We start from the raw sequence: 21472 nt of genomic DNA, 5'->3' as shown, positions 1-21472 counted from the left end.
CCACCCTACGACTGGAAGTTACCCCCTGTCAGGCCATGGGTTTCTCTTCCGGCTTCCAGCCGCGAAGCGGCGCTCTTCCCGCTTCAAGCTTTATGACTGCGTTCCGCCCACGGTCAGCTCGTCGAGCTTCAGCGTGGGCTGGCCGACGCCCACCGGCACGCCCTGCCCTTCCTTGCCGCAGACGCCGATGCCGGTGTCGAGTTCCAGGTCATGGCCGATCATCGAGACCCGGCCCATGGCCTCGGGGCCGTTGCCGATCAGGGTCGCGCCCTTCACCGGGGCGGTGATGCGTCCGTCCTCGATCAGGTAGGCCTCGCTGGCCGAGAACACGAACTTGCCCGAGGTGATGTCCACCTGGCCGCCGCCGAAGCTCACCGCGTAGAGCCCGCGGGAGACGCTCCTGATGATGTCGGCGGGGTCGTCCTGGCCGGCGCGCATGTAGGTGTTGGTCATGCGCGGCATGGGCAGGTGCGCGAACGATTCCCGACGGGCATTGCCGGTGGGGGCCATGCCCATCAACCGGGCGTTGAGCTTGTCCTGCATGTAGCCCTTGAGGATGCCGTCCTCGATCAGGGTGGTGCACTGGCCGGCGGTGCCCTCGTCGTCGATGCTCATCGAACCGCGGCGGTCGGCCAGGGTGGCGTCGTCGACCACGGTCACCCCGGGGGCGGCCACCCGCTCGCCGAGGCGGCCGGCGAAGGCCGAACTGCCCTTGCGGTTGAAGTCGCCCTCCAGGCCGTGACCCACCGCCTCGTGGAGCAGGATGCCCGGCCAGCCGGAGCCCAGCACCACCGGCATCTGGCCGGCGGGGGCGTCCACGGCGTCCAGGTTGACCAGGGCCTGGCGCACGGCTTCCTGGGCGAAGCGCTCAGCGGCGTTCTCGTCGCGCAACCGGGCCATGGGATAGCGACCGCCGCCGCCGGCGCTGCCCCGCTCGCGGCGGCCGTCGCGCACGGCGATCACGCTGACGTTGAGGCGCACCAGGGGACGGATGTCGGCGGCCAGGGTCCCGTCGCTGGCCCGCACCAGCACCACCTCGTGGACGCCGGTCAGCGAGGCGTTGACCTGGCTCACCGCGGGATCGGCCGCCCGGGCGATGCGGTCGGCCTGCTTGAGCATGGCGATCTTGTGGTCGGCGGACAGGCCGGACAGCGGGTCGATGCCCGCGTAGCGGGCCGCGGGGGCGGCCACCACCGGCGCCAGGGGCTGGTGGCGGGCACCGCTGCGCACGATGCCGGCGGCGGTGCGGCCGGTCTCGGCCAGGGCGTCCATGGTGATCTGGTTGGAGTAGGCGAAGCCGGTCTTCTCCCCGGCCATGGCCCGCACCCCGACGCCACCGTCGATGTTGTAGCTGGCCTCCTTGACCTCACCGTCTTCCAGCACCCACCCCTCGTGCCAGCTGCGCTGGAAGTAGAGGTCGGCATAGTCGATGCCGGCCCCCAGCGCATGGCCGAGGCCGGTGTCCAGGACATCGAGATCGAGGCCGCCGGGAGCGAGCAGCACCTCGGCGGCCTGGTCGAGCAGGGAATGCGTGTGTGATGTCATTCGGCACTTTCCAGAGCGATGCGTGGCGAGGTCCAGGGCCCCTCCACGCGATAGTGAATTCGGGTCACGCGATCCAGGGCATCGCCGAACAGCTTGTCGGCGATGAACAGCGCCCCTCCCACCACGGGCGCGCCGGCGATCACCGCCGCCAGCGGCAGGTTGTTGCTGACCGGAAGTGTGACGCCGAGGCGCTGGTCGAGTTCCCGCCGCACCAGGTCCACGCTGCCGTCCAGGGTGAAGCGGGTGGCCGGCCCCTCGATCTCCACCGGACCGCGCGTCTCCAGCACCCCACCATACAGGGTCGCGGCGCCGGTGACACGGTCGAAGGCCGTGCCGCGACCGGTGACGTCGGAGAAGTCCAGGGTCAGGCGACGCAGCAGGTTGTCCACGTTGAGCAGCCCGACCACCCGGGCCGAGGGCGATTCCAGGTTGACGAAGCGACCGTCGCGCAGCGCCACCTCCACACTGCCGCGGGACCGCGAGAGAGCGAACTGCCAGGGTGCGCCGGGCCAGGCCAGCTGGCTGTCGACCCGAGTCTCGGCACTGCGGATCGCCACCGGCTGGCCCAGCGCCGCCAACGCCGTGCCGAGGTCCCGCCCATCCAGGTCCAGCCGCGCCCGGGTCAGGCTGGCCTCGGGCCCGGTGGCCTCCCAGGTCAGGCTGCCGCGGGCGCTGATCTCGCCGAGGGTGAGGCCCAGCGGATCGATCACCAGGCGCTCCGGTGCGGCCCGCCAGTAGGCGGTCAGGGGACCGAGACGACGTCCCCGGAAGGCCAGCTCGTCGACCCGCAGACGACCGGCCGGCAGCGCGACGAGCCCCGAGGGAATCGCCACCGGGTCCGGGGGCACCGCGACCTCCTCAAGCAGGCGGCCCCCGCCGGAGCCGTCCGGGGGCACCAGGCCGTCGAGCCGCAGCCGGGACAGCGCCAGATCCAGGGGGCGATCCAGCCCCTTCCGGTAGTCGAGCCGGCCGGCCATCAGGCTGCCGTCCAGGGCCAGGCTCCAGCCCCCCGGCACCGTCTCCCCTTCCACGATCAGCGAGCCCAGGCAGCGCCCCTCGACGCTCAGGCAGTCGGTGTCCAGGGTCAGTCGCGCGACCTTCGCGGGCCCGCCCTCCCCGCCGCGGGCGGCGGCCAGCGGCGCCAGGGCCGTCGCCCAGTCCCTGGGCGCCATGCGCGGCAGGTAGGCCTGCAGCGACCAGCCGGGCGCGGCCGGCCAGGTCGCCGGCGCCTGGCGGCCGAGCCAGACCTGCCCCTGGCCACCGCCCTCGGGCCGCCAGCGCCACCCCAGTCGCTCCCCCAGCGCCCCGGAGAGGCGGGAGGACGCCCCGAGGGTCGTCTCCAGGCGCAGCCCGCGGGACGCGGCGGCGGCCTTGCCGAGCGGCGCGGGAAGCTCGATCGCCAGTCCCCTCAGGTCGCTCTCCAGGGTCAGGGTCGGTGCCTCCCCGCCCAGGTTCAGGCGGCCTCGCCAGGGTATCCTCCCCGACAGGATCCGTTCGATCCCGGCCGGGGCGCCGAGGGTCCCCAGGGCCTCCGCGGTGGCCGTCCCCGAGAACGCCAGTCGCTCGTCCTCGCTGTCCAGGTCCGCCGAGAAGGGGCCGCCGAGCAGGCGCCCGTCCAGCTCGCCTTCCAGGACACCGGCTTCGCCTCGCTGCCGCCAGGCCACGGGGCCGCTCAGGTCCGAGAAGGCCAGGCCGCTGGGGTCATGCACCAGCCGCGCCAGGGAGGCGTCACCGTCGATGTCCAGGGCCAGGGAGTCGAGCGCCTCCAGGGTCAGGTCCAGGCCGAGCTCCGCGGCGAGCGTCCCCTCCCCTCGCCAGTCGGCGGCGACGTCGGCCCCCTCGACGGGCATGGCGGCCAGGTAGCGCGCCAGCGCGTCGGCCTCGGCGACGAGGGGCGCCTCGACGGTCAGGCGCCCGTCGATCAGTCGAACGCGCCCTTCCCTGGCGCGGATCCCGAGACTCTCGGCCCGATTCACCTCGGCGGAGAGCCGTCCCTCGGCCAGCCGCAGTCGACCGGCGACGCCCTCCAGGGCCGGCCAGCCGGGGGCAAAGGGCAGGCGGCCGTCCTCGACCGCGAGATCCAGGGCGAGCCTCGGCTCGATGGGCTCGAGCGGCCCATCGCGACGACGCAGGGGAAGATGCAGCCGCAGGCTGCCCTCGGGCACCCGCCCGGCAAGGCCCCCGCCCAGCCAGTCGGCGAGCGCCGGGGTTCGCTCCTCCAGCAGGGGCATGGGGAGCCAGTCGGTCAAGGGTCGCGAGACGGCATCGACGTCGTGAAGGTCCAGCGCCAGCCCGAAGCCCCCTCTCCCCGGCCCGCCGAGGGAGAGCCCGAAGCAGCCGTGGACGTCGGCACCGCGCCATCCGACCTGCAGGTCCCTGCCGTTCACCCGGGTGCGGGAGCCCGCATAGACCCAGTTCACGACCCCGCTCGCGCGCTCCAGGGCCAAGGGCTCGCCGAAGATCCGCGGGAAGGCCAGGGTGGCCTCGCCGGCGTCGACGAAGCGCACCTGGCCGCGCCGACCCTCGGCGGTGACCCAGAGGTCGAGGGGACCGCCTCCCGGGGCATGTCGCCACGGATCGACGGCGACCCGGGTGGCGCTGACGCGGGCCTGCCACTGCCCCTCTCGGCGCCCGACGCCCAGGGCGGTGACCCGCCCGCGGGGCGACAGGCTGGCCAGGGCCTCGTCGAGCGCCTCGGGCAGCGGGAGTCGCGGGCGCCAGGCGGCCAGGGCGGCAAGATCGAAGCCGCTGGTGTTGAGCCACCAGCCGTCATCCAGCTCCCTGAGGTGCCAGTTCCGGGGCAAGGGCGGTCCGCTCCCCATGGGGTCGAGGCCGCTCACCCGCCGAACGTCGCCCTGGATCCATGCCTGCCAGGCCTCCTCGGCAGACTCCCGTCGCCACTGTCCCCGCAAGGCGGCCCCTTCCAGCACGATCCCCGCCCCCTCGCCGCTTCCCCCCGGGGAATCGGCCTGGCGCATCGCCAGGCGGGGCGCGCCGAGGTCCAGGCGCACGTCGGCGAGCCGCCCATGGGTCCAGCGGGCCCAGAGCCGGGCCTCCCCCTCGGCGTCGTCGAGCCTCGGCAGCGCCTCGACACCCAGCAGCGACGACAGGCCGGCGAGGCTCGCCAGGTTCATGTCGGCCTGCAGAGCGGCGCCGAAGTCCTCGAGACCGCCCGCCCCGGGCACCACCTCCATCACCACCCTCAGGGCCTGGTGCGCCGGCCGGCCCTCGAGGAAGACCTCGCCCTCCAGGTGGACCCGGCGGGCATCGCCGACCATCAGCAACCGAGGCGCCTCCAGCACGGCCTCCCGATGCCGGCCGTGGAGCACTACCCGAAGATCCTCGGCCCAGGCGCGCTGACGCAGCAGAACCCCGACCCAGAAATCGAGCCTCGCCAGATCGAATTCGCGTTCGGGAATCAGCTCGGGGGGGATGTCGGCGGGCTCCGGCCAGTGCCAGCGGCCGTCGTCGGCCTGATAGAGGTGCAGGGTCAGGCCGGAGAGGCGAGCGTCGGCCACGACCGGCATGCCCTCGCGCAGGCTCGCCGGGGCGTCCAGACGCAACCGGGCGGCATCCAGCTCCAACAGGGGACGGTCACCGCGGTCGGGCCGCGAGCGGACTTCGAGACCGCGCAGGGCCAGGCGCGGATCCGGGCCCTCCAGACCGCCGTCGAGTCCCTCCAGGGTCACCGCGGCCTCGAAACGAGCCGACAGCAGTGCCTCCAGGCGAGGCGCAAGCAGGTCCGCCTGGCCGAGCGCCAGGCGCAGCACGATCGTCAACAGCGCCGCCAGCGTCAGCGCCGCCGCCAGCAGCGTGAGGGTCCAGCGGATGACCAGCCGGGTCGGCGCCATGACTCACATCAGCACGATATCGTACTGCTCCTGGGAGTAATGGGATTCCACCTGGAAGCGAATGGTCTTGCCGATGAACTCTTCCAGGTCCGCCACCGCTGCGGATTCCTCGTCGAGGAGCCGGTCCACCACCGACTGGGAGGCCAGGACGGTGTAGGTCTCGGCGCTGTAGGCCCGCTCCTCGCGGAGGATCTCGCGGAAGATCTCGTAGCACACGGATTCCGGCGTCTTGAGCGTGCCGCGGCCCTGGCAGGCCGGGCAGGCCTCGCAGAGGGTCTGCTCCAGGCTTTCCCGGGTCCGCTTGCGGGTCACCTGGACCAGGCCCAGCTCGGTGACGCCGGTACACTTGGTCTTGGCGTGATCCCGCTCCAGGGCCTTCTCCAGTACCCGCAGCACCTGGCGCTGGTGCTCCGGATCCTCCATGTCGATGAAGTCGATGATGATGATGCCGCCGAGATTGCGCAGTCGAAGCTGACGGGCGATGGCGGTGGCGGCCTCGAGGTTGGTCTTGAAGATGGTTTCCTCGAGGTTGCGATGCCCCACGAAGCCGCCGGTGTTGACGTCGATGGTGGTCATGGCCTCGGTGGGATCGATGACCAGGTACCCCCCCGACTTGAGCTGCACCTTGCGACCCAGCGCCTTCTGGATCTCGTCCTCGACGCTGAACAGGTCGAAGATCGGCCGCTCGCCGGCATAGTGCTCGATGCGCTCCACGGCCGAGGGCATGAACTCCTCGGCGAACTCGACGAGCTTGACATAGTTCTCCCGGGAATCGATGCGGACCTTCTCGATGTCGTCCCGCATCACGTCGCGCAGAGTGCGCATGAACAGTGGCAGGTCGTCGTAGATCACGCTGGGGGCCGGGGCGCTGATCTTGCGCTCGCTGACCTTGCGCCACAGGCGGAGCAGGAAGTGCATGTCGCCGACCATCTCCTCCAGGCTCACCCCCTCGGCGGCGGTACGCACGATGAAGCCGCCCGTCACCTCGAGGGTCTGCTCGGCCTGGGCGGCCTCCACCAGATCCCGCAGCCGCTCGCGCTCGCCCTCGTCCTCGATCCGCTGGGAGACGCCGTTGTGCGGCGAGTCCGGCATGTAGACCAGATAGCGCGACGGTACCGAGAGATGGGTCGTGAGGCGGGCGCCCTTGGACCCGATGGGATCCTTGGTGACCTGCACCACCAGCGACTGCCCCTCGTGGAGCAGCTGGGCGATGGAGACCTGCTCGTCGGCCGGGGTCCCCGGGGGCATCACCTCGTGGGCATGGATGAAGGCGGCCCGGTCGAGGCCGATGTCGACGAAGGCGGCCTGCATGCCCGGCAGCACCCGGACCACCTTGCCCTTGTAGATGTTGCCGACGATGCCGCGGCGTCGGGCGCGCTCGATGAAGGCTTCCTGCAGCACGCCGTTCTCCACCACGGCGACCCGGGTCTCCATCGGCGTCAGGTTGATGAGTACTTCACCGCTCATGCGGAAATCCTTGTCCAGAGGAAACTGGGCTCATTATGACATAGCGCGATTCCATAACGGCACGCCCTGCCGATCGAGCAGCGCCGCGGTCTCGAACAGCGGCAGGCCGACCACCGCCGAATGGCTGCCCTCGATGCGGGCGACGAAGATCGCCGCCCGGCCCTGGATGGCATAGCCGCCGGCCTTGTCCGCCGGCTCCCCGGAGGCCCAGTAGGCGGCGATCTCCGCCTCGCCGATCTCGCGCAGGGTCACCCGGGTGTGGACGCAGTCGGCGAGCACCCCGGCCGGGCCGGTGACGGCCACCGCGGTCAGCACCTCGTGGCTTCGCCCGGACAGCGAACGCAGCATGGCCGCGGCGTGCGCCCGGTCCCGGGGCTTGCCGAGGATCTCGCCGTCCCGCACCACGGTGGTATCCGAGCCCAGGGACGGCAGGGTGCTCAGCCGCGAGCCGGCGCGAGCCTTCTCCTCGGCCAGGCGCGTCACATAGGCCTCGGCCGCCTCGCCGGGGCGCGGGGTCTCGTCGATATCCACCGGGCGCACCTCGACCGGCACGTCGATGGCGGCCAGCAGGTCGCGACGCCGGGGAGACGCCGAGGCCAGGCAGATCAGGGGACTCGCGAACGACATGAGGCCTCCAGGTTCATTCCTCCACGGGGCGACGGCGGAAGACGCGGAACAGCGTGGTCAGCCAGGGCCAGAGCACCGCCCCGATCAGGGAGGGCAGCAGGAACGACAGGTGGATAGAGAAGGGCCCGAGCAAGGTGCGGAGCCACTGCTCGACGAGCTGCACCGTGCCCAGCAGCACCAGGATCAGCACCGCCTGCTGGAGCAGGGAATAGGCCCGGAACCGCGGGTAGACCAGCGCGCACAGGAAGGCCAGCAGCGACAGCAGCAGCGCGTTCTGGCCCAACGGCGCGCCTTCCAGGAGATCGACCAGGATACCGAGCACGAAGCCGTGGAAGACGCCGACCTTCTGCGGCGCCTTCATGCACCAGTAGATCAGCATCAGGCCCAGCCAGTCGGGCCGCCAGATCTGCCAGCCATCGGCCAGGGGCATCACCTGCAGACACAACGCCAGCAGAAGGCTCAGCCAGATCCAGGGCAGGCTCGCCACCGAACGGTTCGCCATCACTCCTCCTCGCGCGGGGCCATCAGCTCGATGGCCGCCTCGATGGCGGCCGGATCGAGCCGGGCGGTCCAGCCCCCCCGGCCCGGGGCCTCAGGCACCTCGGGGGGGAACAGCAACAGGAAGTGCCGGGCACGCTGCAGCTGGGCCACCGGGCGGGCGTCGACCCGGGCGAAGGGCTGACCGGGGTCGTGGACGACCGAGGAGACCCGCGCCACCGGGTAGCCGGGCGGGAAGCGGCCGGCCAGGCCCGAGGTCACCAGCAGGTCGCCTTCACGGATGTCCGCGGTGTCGGGCACGTGGAGCACGCTGAGGGCGTCGTACTGGCCGGTGCCCTGAGCCACGAAGCGCAGGCCGTTGCGATTGACCTGCACCGGCAGCGCATGGCTGGCATCGGCGACCAGCAGCACCCGGCTGGCGTAGGCCGATACCGAGGTCACCTGCCCCACCAGCCCGGCGGCATCCATCACCGGCTGACCGACGAAGACGCCGTCGCGCCGGCCACGATCGATCACCATGCGATGGCTGAAGGGGTCGGGGTCCAGCGACAGCAACTCGGCGGTGATGAAGGGGATGTCCCGCTCCCGGGTGGCGGAAAGCAGCTCGCGCAACCGAACGTTCTCGGCGGTCAGGCTGGCCATGCGCTGCACACGATGGGACAGGGTGAGGATCTGCTCCCGCAGGCGCCGATTCTCCTCCACGAGCTCACGCTGGTCGGAGAGCGACAGGGCGGCCCAGTTGAGGACGTCGCTGGGGAGGCTGACCGCCCACTGGATGGGCGCCACCAGGGTGGAGAGCTGGGCCCGCACGGGCTCCATGCGGGTGAAACGCAGGTCGGCGAACATCAGCGCGGCCGCGAGGACCGCACACAAGAGCATGCGATAACCCGGCACCGACCCGTGCGAGAACAGCGGCTTGATAGCGTTCTCCCCCTCAATTCTCCTTCCGTGCCCCCGCCGACGGAGCCACGCACACCCCAACCATCGCCCCGCCTTTCAGCGTTGGGCGCATGCGGACACCGGCCCCACCGGGCAATGATCGAGGATGCCATGGGATGGGAGACCGAACGCGACATGTCCCAGAGATGTCCCCGCGCCGGCAGAGTTCCGTACCTGACTAGTCGCTGGAGAGCAGTTCGAAGGTATGCTGATCGATCATCTCCAGCGCCTTGCCGCCGCCACGGGCCACGCAGGTCAGCGGATCCTCGGCGACCACCACGGGCAGGCCGGTCTCCTCGGCGATCAGCTTGTCCAGGTCGCGCAGCAGGGCCCCGCCGCCGGTCAGCACCAGGCCGCGCTCGGCGATGTCGGAGGCCAGCTCGGGCGGGGACTGTTCCAGGGCGCTCTTCACCGCCGCGACGATGGAGCCCAGGGTTTCCTGGAGGGCGTCGAGGATCTCGTGGGAGTTCAGGGTGAAGCTGCGCGGGATGCCCTCGGCCAGGTTGCGGCCACGCACGTCGATCTCGCGCAGCTCGCCGCCGGGGTAGGCACAGCCGATCTCTTCCTTGATGCGCTCGGCGGTCGACTCGCCGATCAGGCTGCCGTAGTGACGCCGCACATAGGCGATGATGGCCTCGTCGAAGCGGTCGCCGCCGACGCGGATGGACTCGGAGTAGACCACGCCGTTGAGCGAGATGATGGCGATCTCGCTGGTGCCACCGCCGATGTCGACGACCATGGAGCCCTGGGCCTCCTCCACGGGCAGGCCGGCGCCGATGGCGGCGGCCATGGGCTCCTCGATCAGGAAGACCTCCCGGGCCCCGGCGCCCTCGGCGGATTCCTTGATGGCGCGGCGCTCCACCTGGGTCGACATGCAGGGCACGCAGACCAGCACCCGCGGGCTCGGGGTCAGGAAGGTGCTCTGATGGACCTTGCGGATGAAGTACTGCAGCATCTGCTCGGTCACGGTGAAGTCGGCGATGACGCCGTCCTTCATCGGCCGGATGGCGGTGATGTTGCCGGGCGTTCGTCCCAGCATGCGCTTGGCGTCGGCGCCCACGGCGGCCACGCTGCGCATGTTGCCGGACTGGCGAATCGCCACCACCGACGGCTCGTCGAGCACGATGCCGCGCCCGCGGACGTAGATCAGCGTATTGGCCGTCCCCAGGTCGATCGACAGATCGCTGGAAAACAGCCCCCTCAAACGTTTGAACATGAAGTCGTTACCTAGTGCGGACCGGGAACCCTGTGCGGGGCAAACGGTATCACTGCACCCCCCGCCCGGCAAGCGCAACCCCCTTCCGTCACCGCCTCGATACTGCCCGCCGGGACGCGCTTATGGTAGGATTTTCCGTCTTTTCCCCACCCTTTCGAGGACACCGGATCATGGCGCTTGAACACGCAGACGTTCTCAGGGCCGCCCACCTGGCCCGACTCGGCCTGGACGAGGGTGAAGCCGACCGCTACCTGGGCGACCTGGGGCGCATCCTGGAGATGGTCGACCAGCTCCAGGCGCTCGACACCGACGGCGTCGCCCCCCTGGCCCATCCGCTGGATGCCACCCAGCGCCTGCGCGCCGACGAGGTCACCGAGGCCGACCAGCGCGAAACCTTCCAGCGCTGCGCGCCGGCGGTGGAGAACGGCCTCTACCTGGTGCCGCGCGTCGTCGAATGAGCGCGCCCTCATCGTTACTGGCAAGTCTTCACGGAGCCCCGGGCCCATGCACGACAAGACACTGACCGAGCTCGCCGCCGCGCTGTCCGCCGGCGAGTTTTCCAGCCGCGAGCTCACCGAGCACCTGCTCGCGCGCATCGAGCGCCACGATGGCGCCCTCAACAGCTTTATCACCGTCACCGCCGAGCAGGCCTTGGCGGCGGCAGACGCGGCCGACGCCGCCCGCGCCAGGGGCGAGGCCGGCCCGTTGCCGGGCCTGCCCCTGGCGCTGAAGGACATCTTCTGCACGCGAGGCGTGAAGACCAGCTGCGGCTCGAGGATGCTCGACAACTTCACCGCGCCCTACGACGCCGGCGTGGTGGAAAAGCTCGCCGACGCCGGCACCGTCAGCCTCGGCAAGACCAACATGGACGAGTTCGCCATGGGGTCGTCCAACGAGAACAGCTTCTTTGGGCCGGTGAAAAACCCCTGGGATCTCGGCGCCGTGCCCGGCGGCTCCTCCGGCGGCAGTGCCGCCGCGGTCGCCGCGGGCCTGGTCCCGGCGGCACTCGGCACCGACACCGGCGGCTCGATCCGGCAGCCGGCCGCCTTCTGCGGCATCACCGGCCTCAAGCCCACCTACGGCCGGGTCTCCCGCTACGGCATGATCGCCTACGCCTCGAGCCTCGACCAGGCCGGCCCCATGGCGCGTTCGGCCGCCGACTGCGCCCACCTGCTCGGCGTGCTCGCCGGCCACGACCTGCGCGACTCCACCTCCGTGGCCCGCGGCGTGCCGGACTATGCCGCCGACCTCGACGCCCCCCTCTCGGGGCTCAAGATCGGCCTGCCCAGGGAGTACTTCGGCGACGGCCTCTCCCCCGAAGTGGAAGGCGCGGTGCGCGAGGCGGTCAAGGTCTACGAGTCGCTGGGCGCCTCGGTTCGCGAGGTGAGCCTGCCCCACACCCACTACGCCATCCCGGCCTACTACGTGATCGCCCCCGCCGAGGCCTCCTCCAACCTGTCGCGCTACGACGGCGTGCGCTTCGGCCATCGCTGCGAGGATCCCGCCGACCTCATGGACCTCTACAAGCGCACCCGCGCCGAGGGCTTCGGGGAGGAGGTCAAGCGGCGCATCCTGATCGGCACCCATACCCTGTCCGAGGGCTTCTTCGATGCCTACTACAAGAAGGCCCAGAAGGTCCGCCGGCTGATCCGCCAGGACTTCCTGGACGCCTTCGACGAGGTGGACGTGCTGATGGGCCCCGCCTCGCCGACCCCGGCCTTCGACCTGGGCGCGAAGAAGGATCCGGTGTCCATGTACCTGCAGGACATCTACACCATCGCCATCAACCTGGCGGGCATCCCCGGCATCAGCGTGCCGGCCGGCTTCGCGAACGGCCGCCCGGTGGGGCTGCAGATACTGGGCACCCATTTCGCCGAGGCCCGGCTGCTCAACGTCGCCCACCAGTTCCAGCAGGCCACCGACTGGCACCTGCGCCGTCCCGCCCTCGCCGAGGAGACCGCCTGATGCAATGGGAAACCGTGATCGGCCTGGAAGTCCACGTCCAGCTCGCCACCCGTTCCAAGATCTTCTCCGGCGCCTCCACCGCCTTCGGCGCCGAGCCCAACACCCAGGCCTGCGCCGTGGACCTGGGCCTGCCCGGGGTGCTGCCGGTGCTCAACGAGCAGGCCGTAGCCATGGCCGTGCAGTTCGGCCTGGGCATTCATGCCGAGATCCCCGAGGTCTCGGTGTTCGACCGCAAGAACTACTTCTATCCGGACCTGCCCAAGGGCTACCAGACCAGCCAGATGTATCACCCCATCGTGGGGCCGGGCGAGGTCGAGATCACCCTGGAGGATGGCAGCACCAAGGCCGTGCGCGTCCACCATGCCCACCTCGAGGAGGACGCCGGCAAGTCGCTCCACGAGGACTTCCACGGCATGACCGGCATCGACCTGAACCGGGCCGGCACCCCGCTGCTGGAGATCGTCTCCGAGCCGGACATGCGCTCGGCCAAGGAGGCGGCGGCCTACCTCAAGGCGATCCACTCCATCGTCACCTACCTGGGAATCTCGGACGGCAACATGGCCGAGGGCTCCATGCGCTGCGACGTCAACGTCTCGGTGCGCCCCAGGGGCGAGACGACCTTCGGCACCCGCGCCGAGATCAAGAACGTCAACTCCTTCCGCTTCGTCGAGCGCGCCATCGAGTACGAGGTGGAACGCCAGATCGAGCTGCTCGAGGCCGGTGGCGAGGTGGTCCAGGAGACCCGCCTCTATGACCCGGAGGCCGACGAGACCCGCAGCATGCGCACCAAGGAGGAGGCCAACGACTACCGGTACTTCCCCTGCCCCGACCTGCTGCCGGTGGTCCTCGACCAGGCCTACGTCGACCACCTGCGCGACAACCTGCCGGAGCTGCCCGCCGCCAAGCGCGCCCGCTTCCAGGACGAGCTGGGCCTGTCGGCCTACGACGCCGGGGTGCTCTCGGCGAGCCGCGCCATGGCCGAGTACTTCGAGCGGGTCAAGGCCGTCTGCGGCGACGCCAAGCAGGCCGCCAACTGGGTCCAGGGTGAGCTCTCCGGCGCCCTCAACCGCGAGGGTCTGGCCATCGCCGACAGTCCCGTCTCGGCGGACCAGCTGGGCGAGCTGATCGCTCGGGTCAAGGACGACACCATCAGCGGCAAGGCCGCCAAGCAGGTGTTCCAGGCCCTGTGGCACGGCGAGGGCGAGTCCGCCGACGCCATCATCGAGACCAAGGGCCTCAAGCAGGTCACCGACACCGGCGCCATCGAGGCCATGATCGACCAGGTCATCGCCGACAGCCCCGCCCAGGTGGCCCAGTACCGCGACGCCGAGCCGGAGAAACGCGGCAAGATGATCGGCTACTTCGTCGGCCAGGTGATGAAGGCCTCCCGGGGCACCGCCAACCCCCAGCAGGTCAACGCCCTGCTCAAGGAAAAGCTCGACGCCCTGTGCTGAGCACCGGGGGCGGGCCTTGCCGGCCCGCCCCGTGGATTTCAGAGGACGACCCATGGCAGACGATGTCGGCGCGCGGCTGCGCGCCCTGCGTAACCTGAGAGGCATCTCCCAGCGCGAGCTGGCCAAGCGTTGCGGGGTGACCCATTCCAGCCTGTCGCTCATCGAGCAGGGCAAGGTGAGCCCCTCGGTGAGCTCGCTGAAGAAGATCCTCGACGCCATCCCGATGAGCGTCGGCGACTTCTTCACCATGGACCTGGAAAGTCGCGACCAGGTGTTCTACGCCGCCGAGGACCTGGCCGACGTGGGCGCCGGCGACGTCATCTACAAGCTGGTGGGCGGCAACCGGGCCAGCCGGGCGCTGAACTTCATGGTCGAGACCTACCCCCCCGGCGCCGACACCGGCCGCGAGATGATCGCCCACCAGGGCGAGGAGGCCGGCGTGGTGCTGGAGGGCGAGATCGAGATCACCATCGGCGCCGAGACCCGGGTGCTCGGCCCCGGCGAGGCCTACTACTTCGACACCAACGTGCCCCACCGCTTCCGCAACGTCGGCGAGGCCCCCTGCCGGCTGGTCAGCTGCGCCACCCCCGCGCGCAGCTTCTGAGTTCCCGACGGCAACTGTCGGCGCCTCGAGACAAGGCCTCCCGCTCGGCGTCGCCGCCGGGCGACGCTTTGTCGACGCCTCGTGTTTGGGCCAGGATGAGCACCACGACTCTAGTCCAATCGCATCAGATCGGATGCGACGCCGATCATCCCCCACTCGAGGAGACCCCATGCGCTTACGACTGATCCCTCTCGCCCTCGCCACCAGCCTGATCGCCCTGCCGGCCTTCGCCCAGGAGGACGACGTCGACTCGACCGAGCCTACCGTCGAGGAAAGCCAGCCGGCCGAGATCGAGATCGAGATCGAGATCGAGACCGAAGCCGAGACCGAGACCGAAGCCGAGACCGAGGCCGATAGCACCGGGGACGAGATCGCCGTGGAGGAAAGCGAGGCCGCCACGACCCTGGAAGGCCACCTGGCCGACGTGGAGACTGGAGACATGCCGGCGGCTGCCCAGCCCGGCCTCGAGACCGCCCATGAGGCGGTCACGAGCGGCGGCGTCGGGGTCCACGGCGACACCGTCAGCGACGAGGCCCGTGCCTCGCAGGGCGGCGGCGTCAACGCCAACGCCAGCGCCGGTGAGCGCGGCGCCGCCAGCGCGGCGGGGGGCGATCATGGCGGCGGAGCTGCCGGTAGCGGCGGTGGCAACGGCGGCGGCAGCGGCGGTGGCGCCGGGGGCGGTAATGGAGGAGGCAACGGCGGCGGACGCCGCTGAGACACGCCTTCCTCCATCGTGACCGTCCCGCCGGCCAGTCCGGCTTCCGCGCCCCGGCCCTCGGCGGGGGCGCGGTCGTTACCGCTTGGCTCGCGCCCGGTGTCGCTCGATCTCCCCCCGAATCGCCTCGGCCTGCTCGGTGAGGGCCGCGTTGGCGCGCATGTCACCGTTACGCGCCGCTTCCATGGCTTGTTCCAGCTTGCGTTCGTAGTCCCGCTGCAGGCGTCGCCTGGGGTCCCGCTTCAGCCAGCTCAGCATGAGGATGGCTCCCTTTCGTGGGCGAACCCATAATGTACAATGCCTGCATCGGTTATGTACAAGTCTCATGACGTCGAGGGCTTTGACAGCCCGACCCCGAGCTGGAACCATCATGGACTCAGAAAATATTTCCACATGATGGAGAAAGCCATGCCGATCGTGAACATCCAGCTGATCGAGGGCCGCACTGCCGAGCAGAAGGAAGCCCTGATCGAGAAGGTCACCGCCGCCTGCGTCGAGAGCATCGACTGCACGCCGGAGAGCGTGCGGGTGGTGCTCTCCGACGTGGCCATCCAGGACTTCGGCCTCGCCGGGGAATCCGTGAAGCGGCGTCGCCAATCCCAGGACTGAACCAGCCGCCCCGACCCTCCCGGGTCGGGGCCCTCGCCCCCTTCCCCACCGACCAGGTCGCCAGCCGGCGGATGAGCCGCGACACGCGAGCCGGGCTTGCCTAGCCCCAGATGGCGCGCGACGGAAGCATTCCTGTACAAGGATTTCACGAACGCCCTGAGCGCGTGCGCCCGACCCTCCCGTTCCCCCGCCTTCCTGTCGCAGGCGAGGCAGGAGGCGGGGAAATCCTGGACGTCATAAAATTATTTGTACAAATAATGTACAAATATTAGTCTGGGCTAACGAACGGGAAGCATCCATTCATTTCATGCCCCCTCCCTGCCGCCCCCAACAGGAATGCCATACGATGAACATCTTCAAGGACCGAGTGGCCCGCCTCGGCATCCGCGCCCGCCTCCTCGGCGGCATCTCCGCCGTCCTCTCGCTGATCGTCGTGCTCACCGCCGTCGGCATCGACCAGGTCAACCGCATCGACCGCAACCTCACCACCATCAATGACATCAATGGCGTCAAGATGCGTCATGCCATCGACTGGCGAGGCAGCGTGCACGATCGCGCCATCCTGCTACGCGACCTGACGCTGGTCACCCGACCCGACGAATTGCAGCGCATCCAGGCTCACTTTCGACGCCTGGTCGACGACTACCGGAACGCCAGCCAAGGCATGAGAGAGGTCATCGCCGCCAACGGCGCCAATGAGCAGGAGAATCGCCTGCTCGCCACCATCGAACGCCAGGCGGAGCGGACCGATGCACTGGCAAGCGACATCATCGCCGAACGTGACCGCGGCAACATCGAGGCTGCGCGGCGGATCCTGCTCGCCGAGGCCGGCCCGGCGTTCTTTCAATGGCTCGACGACATCAACGCCTTCATCGACTATCAGGAAGCCGAGACCGCCCGGGACACCGCCGGTGCCCGCGACACCGCCTCGGGCTTCCAGGCGCTGATGCTCGGCCTGTGCCTCGCCGCGCTGCTGATCGGCGGCCTGATCGCTATCTTGCTGTCCCGTCAGCTGCTGCGCGAGCTGGGTGCCGAGCCCCACGAGGTCAAGGCCTTCGCCGAAGCCATCGGTCGCGGCGAGCTTGCCGTCGAAGGGAAGCAGCGCCACGGCGATCGTCACAGCATCATGGCCGCCCAGGTCGCCATGGCTCGCCAGTTGCAGGGCATCGTCGCCCAGGTCCGCGCCGCGGCCGATTCGGTCGCCGGCAACAGCGAGCAGATCGCGGCTGGCAACGGCCACCTCGCCTCACGCACCGAGCAGCAAGCCAGCGCGCTGTCGCAGACCGCCTCGGCCATGGAGGAGCTCAACACGACGGTGGCCCAGAACGCCGACAACGCCGACCGGACCAGCCGCGAGGCCGAAGAGGCGGCGACCACCGCCATCCAGGGCGGCCAGGCCGTCCAGCAGGTGACCCAGACCATGCGCGAGCTGGAGGAAAGCGCCGGCGAGATCGCCGACATCATCTCCACCATCGACGACATCGCCTTCCAGACCAATATCCTGGCGCTCAATGCCTCGGTGGAGGCGGCCCGTGCCGGCGAACACGGCCGCGGCTTCGCCGTCGTGGCCGCCGAGGTACGCACCCTGGCTCAGAACAGCGCCACGGCGGCGCGAGAGGTCAGCGACCGGATCAATCGCAATGCGGAGCGCGTCAAGCACGGCAACGCCCGAGCGGCGGAGGCCAACCAGGCCGCCGAGGAGGTCGTCGCCAGCATCCGCCGGGTCAGCCGGTTCATGCAGGCGGTGAACGAGGCCAGCATGGAGCAGCGTGCAGGGGTCCAGGAAGCGGGGACCGCCGTGACCCAGATGGACCGAGTCACCCAGCAGAATGCTGCCCTGGTGCAGGAAAGCGCCACTGCGGCCGACAACCTGCGCCAGCATGCCGAGCGGCTGATGGCCGCCATGTCGGCCTTCCGGCTACCCGACGCCTCGCACCGCAGCCAGGTGACGGCCCACGACGGGACAGCGCGTCCGGCCGAGCCCTCACCTGCCGTACCGAGTCTTCCGCCCCGCTCACCGCGGGCATCGACACCGGCCTGTGTCTGACCCCCGGTCGCATACCAACGGCGCCCGCTGCTGGAGCGGGCGCCGTCGTCGAGTCAAGCGAGAGGCTAGGGCGCGAGCGTCATCCACACGGTCTTGAGCTCGGAGTACTCCTCCAGCGAGTGGTGGGACTTGTCGCGGCCGTTGCCCGACTGCTTGACGCCGCCGAAGGGCACCGTCTGGTCCATGGCCGCCCAGTTGTTGACGAACACCTGCCCCGACTGCAGCCGCCGGCTCACCCGCATGACGCGGTCGATGTCCTGGCTCCACAGCCCGGCCGCCAGGCCGTAGTCACTGTCGTTGGCGAGACGGATCGCCTCCTCCTCGGTGTCGAAGCCGAACACCGCCAGCACCGGGCCGAAGATCTCCTCGCGGCCGATGGCCATGGCCTCGGTGACGCCGTCGAACACCGTCGGCGGGATGAACAGCCCCTTGCCATCGACCTCGGTGGCCTCGCCGCCGGCGCGCAGGACCGCGCCCTCCTCCACGCCCTGGCGGATATAGGCCAGCACCCGCTCGTACTGGGCCCGGTCGACCATGGCGCCCATGAAACTCTCGGGGTCCAGCGGGTCGCCGGGCTGCATGCGCTCGGCGGCCGCCAGCACCTTCTCGACGAAGGCCTCGCGGATGGCGTCCTCCACCAGCAGCCGCGAGCCGGCGATGCACACCTCGCCCTGGTTGTGGAAGATCGCCGCGGCGGCATGCTCGGCCACCTTGTCCAGGTCCTTGCAGTCGGCGAACACCAGGTTGGGGCTCTTGCCCCCGCACTCCAGGTAGACCCGCTTGAGGTTCGACTGGCCGGCGTACTGCATCAGCTGCTTGCCCACGCCGGTGGAGCCGGTGAAGGCCAGGCAGTCGACGTCCATGGACAGCGCCAGGGCGCGGCCCACGGTGTGCCCGTAGCCCGGCAGCACCTGGAAGACGCCGCGGGGCAGGCCGGCCTCCCGGGCCAGGCTCGCCAGGCGCAGCGCCGACAGCGGCGACTTCTCGGAGGGCTTGAGGATGACGCTGTTGCCGGCGGCCAGGGCCGGGGCGATCTTCCAGGCGGTCATCATCAGCGGGAAGTTCCAGGGCACGATGGAGGCCACCACGCCCAGCGGCTCGCGCAGCACCAGGCCCAGGGCGTCCTCGCCGGTGGGCGCCACCTCGCCGTAGAGCTTGTCGATGGACTCGGCGTGGTGGCGCAGGCAGGCGATGGCCCCGGCCATGTCGCCCAGCGAGCTCGCGATGGGCTTGCCCATGTCCAGGGTGTCGAGCAGCGCCAGCTCGTGCTTGTGCGCTTCCATCAGGTCGGCCAGCCTGAGCAGTGTGCGCTTGCGCCGGCCCGGGGCCAGCCGCGACCAGTCGCCGCCGTCGAAGGCGGCCCGGGCCACCGCCACCGCGCGCTCGGCGTCGGCGTCATCGCAGCTCGCCACCTCGGCGAGCGTCTCGCCGGTGGCCGGGTTGATCGTGGTCAGGGTGGCCCCGCCCTCGGCATCGACGAAGGCATCGTCGATATAGGCACGGGTCTCGAGGGTCAGCGAGGCGGCCAGCGCCTGCCAGTCGGCGCGGGTCGTCGGGCGGCTTGCGCGGCTCATGCGCGAATCTCCTCTCGTTGGGCGGCGTCGGTGGCCGCATGCTTGGCCAGGCGAACGGCGGTCTCGTCCAGGGCCCGGCGCGCCAGGCGCACCAGCTCGTCGATCTCCTGGCGGGTGATCACCAGCGGGGGAGCGATGATCATGGTATCGCCCACCGAGCGCATCACCAGGCCGGCGTCGAAACAGATGTCCCGGCACAGGTTGCCGGCGGCGAGCGACTTGTCGAAGCGGCTGCCGGTAGCCTTGTCGGCGACCAGCTCCAGCGCCCCCATCAGGCCCAGGGAGCGAGCCTCGCCGACCAGGGGATGGTCGGCCAGCTCGGCCCAGCGGCGGGCCAGGTAGGGCCCGACGTCGTCGCGGACGCGTTCCACCACGCCCTCGGCCTCGAGCAGCTCCAGGTTCTTCAGCGCCACCGCGGCACAGGCGGGATGTCCCGAGTAGGTGAAGCCGTGGAAGAACTCGCCGCCCTCCTCGATCAGGGTGTCGGCCACCCGGTCGCCGACGAGGACGCCACCGATGGGCAGGTAGCCGGAGGAGAGCCCCTTGGCGATGGGCATCAGGTCGGGCTCGAGGCCGAAGTGCTGGCTGCCGAACCACTCGCCGAGACGGCCGAAGCCGCAGATCACCTCGTCGGCCACCAGCAGGATGTCATGCTTCGCCAGCACCGCCTTGATCGCCGGCCAGTAGCTCGCCGGCGGCATGATGGCCCCGCCGGCGCCCTGCACCGGCTCGGCGATAAAGGCCGCGACGTTCTCCTCGCCCAGCTCCAGGATCTTCGCCTCCAGGGCCTCGGCACAGGCGCGACCGAAGGCTTCCGGCGACTGGTCACGCCCCTCGCCGAACCAGTAGGGCTGGCGGATGTGAGCGATCTCCGGCACGCAGGGCCCGCCCTGGTCATGCATGGGCGCCATTCCGCCCAGGCTCATCCCCGCCACCGTGGAGCCGTGATAGCCGTTCTCGCGGCCGATGATCCAGCGCTTGCCCGGCTTGCCCTGGAGCGCCCAGTAGCGGCGCACCATGCGCAACACCGTGTCGTTGGCCTCGGAGCCCGAGCCGGTGAAGAAGACGTGGTTCATGTGCGCCGGCGCCAGCTCGCAGAGCTTCTCGGCCAGGCGCACCGCCGGCGGATGGGTGGTCTTGAAGAAGGTGTTGTAGTAGGGCAGTTGCTCGAGCTGCTCCCGCGCGGCCTCCACCAGTTCCTGGCGCCCGTAGCCCAGGTTCACGCACCACAGCCCCGCCATGCCGTCGAGGATGCGGTGGCCCCGGCTGTCGTGGATGTACACGCCCTCGGCCCGGGTGATCACCCGGCTGCCCTCCTCCCCCAGGGCCTTGAAATCGGTGAAGGGGTGGAGGTGGTGGGCACGGTCGCGGGCCTGGCATTCCTGTGTCTGCATGATGGATCTCCGGTGGGGCGGGACGTCAGGCCAGGGCCTGGCGAGAGGCGGTCGCGCCATCGGCCTGGCGGGCGGCACAGGCCTGGGCGAAGGCGGTGAAGAGGGCGTCGTAGAGGGGGTGCTGCCGCGGGCGCCACTCGGGATGCCATTGCACGGCCAGGGTGAAGGCCGGGGCGTCGGTGACCGAGACGGCCTCGATCAGGCCATCCGGCGCCACCGCCTCGGCGGTCAGCCCCTCGCCGAGGCGGTCGATGCCCTGCTGATGCAGGGAATTCACCCGCGCATGGCGCTCGGGATAGAGCGCCGCCAGGCGACCGCCGGGCAGGATCTCCAGGTCATGGCTGGGGGCGTACTGGGTCTCCTTGTCACCGGGCGGCTCGCGATGGTCGAGCCGGCCCGGCACGTTCTGCACCGCCTGGTGGAGGCTGCCGCCGAAGGCCACGTTCAGTTCCTGGAAGCCGCGACAGATCCCCAGCAGGGGCAGCTCGAGGTCCAGGGCCACGGGTATCCAGGCCATCGAAGCGGCGTCGCGATCGCGATCGTCCCGGGTGTTCTCGGGGGCCCGCTCGGCGCCATAGCGATGCGGGGCCACGTTGGTATAGCTGCCGGTGAGCACCAGGCCGTCCAGCCGGGCCAGCAGGCCGGCCACCTCCCGTCCCGTACTCCCTTCCCAGACCGGCAGGATCACCGGATCCAGCCCGTATTCGCGCAGGGCGCTCAGGTACTTGTCGGTGACCATGTGGGCAGGATGCCCCTCCACCTCACGGCGGCAGGCGATTACCCCCACCAGGGGTCGGGTCTGCATGGCAGCCTCCTCGAAAAGCGTGATGACGGGGTTGTTATGCTTTGCTCAACATAGCGCGGTTGATTAATCTTGCCAACCCCGGGCATCGAAGCCGTACACAGTACGATAATATCTTTCTGTTTTTATTGGTTTTAATTTCAAATTCCCAGAAACGGGCTCGCC

18 protein-coding genes are annotated in these 21472 nt (G+C 70.1%); 7 read left to right on the top strand and 11 right to left on the bottom strand.

What is annotated here, in order from left to right; all coding sequences use genetic code 11:
* Window positions 1-90 precede the first annotated feature (90 nt).
* From tldD to BEI_RS05800, 7 genes are all read right to left on the bottom strand, one after another.
* The gene (gene tldD, locus BEI_RS05830) at window positions 91-1545 is read right to left on the bottom strand and encodes a metalloprotease TldD (RefSeq protein WP_097788626.1); all 1455 of its coding nucleotides are present in this window, start codon (window positions 1543-1545) and stop codon (window positions 91-93) included.
* Window positions 1542-5396 (bottom strand): YhdP family phospholipid transporter, encoded by a 3855-nt coding sequence (locus BEI_RS05825; RefSeq protein ID WP_097788625.1) that lies wholly within the window; start codon window positions 5394-5396, stop codon window positions 1542-1544. The genes tldD and BEI_RS05825 overlap by 4 nt, the downstream gene beginning before the upstream one ends.
* 3 nt (window positions 5397-5399) lie before the next feature.
* Entirely contained in the window at window positions 5400-6863 is a 1464-nt protein-coding gene (gene rng / locus BEI_RS05820) for a ribonuclease G (protein ID WP_097788624.1), read from the bottom strand.
* A gap of 33 nt (window positions 6864-6896) precedes the next feature.
* Window positions 6897-7490: a Maf family protein gene (locus tag BEI_RS05815; protein ID WP_097788623.1), complete on the bottom strand. Its 594-nt coding sequence runs from the start codon at window positions 7488-7490 to the stop codon at window positions 6897-6899.
* A gap of 13 nt (window positions 7491-7503) precedes the next feature.
* Window positions 7504-7992, bottom strand: a complete 489-nt coding sequence (mreD, locus tag BEI_RS05810) for a rod shape-determining protein MreD (protein WP_097788622.1) — start codon at window positions 7990-7992, stop codon at window positions 7504-7506.
* Window positions 7992-8867 (bottom strand): rod shape-determining protein MreC, encoded by an 876-nt coding sequence (mreC, locus tag BEI_RS05805; RefSeq protein WP_097788621.1) that lies wholly within the window; start codon window positions 8865-8867, stop codon window positions 7992-7994. The genes mreD and mreC overlap by 1 nt, the downstream gene beginning before the upstream one ends.
* A 238-nt stretch (window positions 8868-9105) precedes the next feature.
* Window positions 9106-10143, bottom strand: coding sequence for a rod shape-determining protein (locus BEI_RS05800; protein WP_016854442.1), 1038 nt, complete (start codon window positions 10141-10143; stop codon window positions 9106-9108).
* A gap of 170 nt (window positions 10144-10313) precedes the next feature.
* Here BEI_RS05800 and gatC point away from each other — a divergent pair, with 170 nt between their 5' ends.
* From gatC to BEI_RS05775, 5 genes are all read left to right on the top strand, one after another.
* Window positions 10314-10601: an Asp-tRNA(Asn)/Glu-tRNA(Gln) amidotransferase subunit GatC gene (gene gatC / locus BEI_RS05795; RefSeq protein ID WP_097788620.1), complete on the top strand. Its 288-nt coding sequence runs from the start codon at window positions 10314-10316 to the stop codon at window positions 10599-10601.
* 46 nt (window positions 10602-10647) lie between these two features.
* Entirely contained in the window at window positions 10648-12108 is a 1461-nt protein-coding gene (gene gatA / locus BEI_RS05790; protein ID WP_097788619.1) for an Asp-tRNA(Asn)/Glu-tRNA(Gln) amidotransferase subunit GatA, read from the top strand.
* Complete coding sequence (gene gatB / locus BEI_RS05785) at window positions 12108-13562, top strand: Asp-tRNA(Asn)/Glu-tRNA(Gln) amidotransferase subunit GatB (RefSeq protein ID WP_097788618.1); 1455 nt, start codon at window positions 12108-12110, stop codon at window positions 13560-13562. Before gatA ends, gatB begins: the two co-directional genes overlap by 1 nt.
* A 52-nt stretch (window positions 13563-13614) precedes the next feature.
* Entirely contained in the window at window positions 13615-14166 is a 552-nt protein-coding gene (locus BEI_RS05780; RefSeq protein WP_097788617.1) for a cupin domain-containing protein, read from the top strand.
* A 169-nt stretch (window positions 14167-14335) separates the two neighbouring features.
* Complete coding sequence (locus BEI_RS05775; protein WP_097788616.1) at window positions 14336-14881, top strand: hypothetical protein; 546 nt, start codon at window positions 14336-14338, stop codon at window positions 14879-14881.
* Between the two features lie 78 nt (window positions 14882-14959).
* On the opposite strand, the gene BEI_RS05770 is transcribed toward BEI_RS05775, so the two are convergent.
* Window positions 14960-15139: a DUF6435 family protein gene (locus BEI_RS05770; RefSeq protein WP_097788615.1), complete on the bottom strand. Its 180-nt coding sequence runs from the start codon at window positions 15137-15139 to the stop codon at window positions 14960-14962.
* A gap of 150 nt (window positions 15140-15289) precedes the next feature.
* Here BEI_RS05770 and BEI_RS05765 point away from each other — a divergent pair, with 150 nt between their 5' ends.
* Together BEI_RS05765 and BEI_RS05760 are read left to right on the top strand one after the other, a co-directional pair.
* Complete coding sequence (locus BEI_RS05765) at window positions 15290-15490, top strand: 2-hydroxymuconate tautomerase (protein ID WP_097788614.1); 201 nt, start codon at window positions 15290-15292, stop codon at window positions 15488-15490.
* Between the two features lie 346 nt (window positions 15491-15836).
* On the top strand, window positions 15837-17537 hold the full coding sequence (locus BEI_RS05760; RefSeq protein ID WP_097788613.1) for a methyl-accepting chemotaxis protein: 1701 nt from the start codon (window positions 15837-15839) through the stop codon (window positions 17535-17537).
* A gap of 65 nt (window positions 17538-17602) precedes the next feature.
* Here the strand turns inward: BEI_RS05760 and BEI_RS05755 are convergent, their stop codons facing one another.
* From BEI_RS05755 to BEI_RS05745, 3 genes are read right to left on the bottom strand one after another with little or no spacing between them, the layout of a single operon-like run.
* Entirely contained in the window at window positions 17603-19111 is a 1509-nt protein-coding gene (locus BEI_RS05755) for an aldehyde dehydrogenase (RefSeq protein ID WP_097788612.1), read from the bottom strand.
* Window positions 19108-20505: an aspartate aminotransferase family protein gene (locus BEI_RS05750; RefSeq protein WP_097788611.1), complete on the bottom strand. Its 1398-nt coding sequence runs from the start codon at window positions 20503-20505 to the stop codon at window positions 19108-19110. Before BEI_RS05750 ends, BEI_RS05755 begins: the two co-directional genes overlap by 4 nt.
* A gap of 25 nt (window positions 20506-20530) precedes the next feature.
* Entirely contained in the window at window positions 20531-21310 is a 780-nt protein-coding gene (locus BEI_RS05745) for a gamma-glutamyl-gamma-aminobutyrate hydrolase family protein (protein ID WP_097788610.1), read from the bottom strand.
* Window positions 21311-21472: the final 162 nt, after the last annotated feature.

It is taken from the genome of Halomonas beimenensis (genome assembly GCF_002549795.1).
Taxonomy (GTDB): Bacteria; Pseudomonadota; Gammaproteobacteria; order Pseudomonadales; family Halomonadaceae; genus Halomonas; species Halomonas beimenensis.
This window is presented reverse-complemented; position numbering and strand designations above follow the sequence as displayed.

Coding starts and splice junctions, on each gene's coding strand:
- BEI_RS05760 (WP_097788613.1), top strand. CDS start 15,837: ATGAACATCTTCAAGGACCGAGTGGCCCGCCTCGGCATCCGCGCCCGC.
- mreD (WP_097788622.1), bottom strand. CDS start 7,992: ATGGCGAACCGTTCGGTGGCGAGCCTGCCCTGGATCTGGCTGAGCCTT.
- gatC (WP_097788620.1), top strand. CDS start 10,314: ATGGCGCTTGAACACGCAGACGTTCTCAGGGCCGCCCACCTGGCCCGA.
- rng (WP_097788624.1), bottom strand. CDS start 6,863: ATGAGCGGTGAAGTACTCATCAACCTGACGCCGATGGAGACCCGGGTC.
- BEI_RS05770 (WP_097788615.1), bottom strand. CDS start 15,139: ATGCTGAGCTGGCTGAAGCGGGACCCCAGGCGACGCCTGCAGCGGGAC.
- BEI_RS05755 (WP_097788612.1), bottom strand. CDS start 19,111: ATGAGCCGCGCAAGCCGCCCGACGACCCGCGCCGACTGGCAGGCGCTG.
- gatB (WP_097788618.1), top strand. CDS start 12,108: ATGCAATGGGAAACCGTGATCGGCCTGGAAGTCCACGTCCAGCTCGCC.
- BEI_RS05800 (WP_016854442.1), bottom strand. CDS start 10,143: ATGTTCAAACGTTTGAGGGGGCTGTTTTCCAGCGATCTGTCGATCGAC.
- BEI_RS05775 (WP_097788616.1), top strand. CDS start 14,336: ATGCGCTTACGACTGATCCCTCTCGCCCTCGCCACCAGCCTGATCGCC.
- BEI_RS05825 (WP_097788625.1), bottom strand. CDS start 5,396: ATGGCGCCGACCCGGCTGGTCATCCGCTGGACCCTCACGCTGCTGGCG.
- gatA (WP_097788619.1), top strand. CDS start 10,648: ATGCACGACAAGACACTGACCGAGCTCGCCGCCGCGCTGTCCGCCGGC.
- BEI_RS05780 (WP_097788617.1), top strand. CDS start 13,615: ATGGCAGACGATGTCGGCGCGCGGCTGCGCGCCCTGCGTAACCTGAGA.
- BEI_RS05750 (WP_097788611.1), bottom strand. CDS start 20,505: ATGCAGACACAGGAATGCCAGGCCCGCGACCGTGCCCACCACCTCCAC.
- BEI_RS05815 (WP_097788623.1), bottom strand. CDS start 7,490: ATGTCGTTCGCGAGTCCCCTGATCTGCCTGGCCTCGGCGTCTCCCCGG.
- tldD (WP_097788626.1), bottom strand. CDS start 1,545: ATGACATCACACACGCATTCCCTGCTCGACCAGGCCGCCGAGGTGCTG.
- BEI_RS05765 (WP_097788614.1), top strand. CDS start 15,290: ATGCCGATCGTGAACATCCAGCTGATCGAGGGCCGCACTGCCGAGCAG.
- mreC (WP_097788621.1), bottom strand. CDS start 8,867: ATGCTCTTGTGTGCGGTCCTCGCGGCCGCGCTGATGTTCGCCGACCTG.
- BEI_RS05745 (WP_097788610.1), bottom strand. CDS start 21,310: ATGCAGACCCGACCCCTGGTGGGGGTAATCGCCTGCCGCCGTGAGGTG.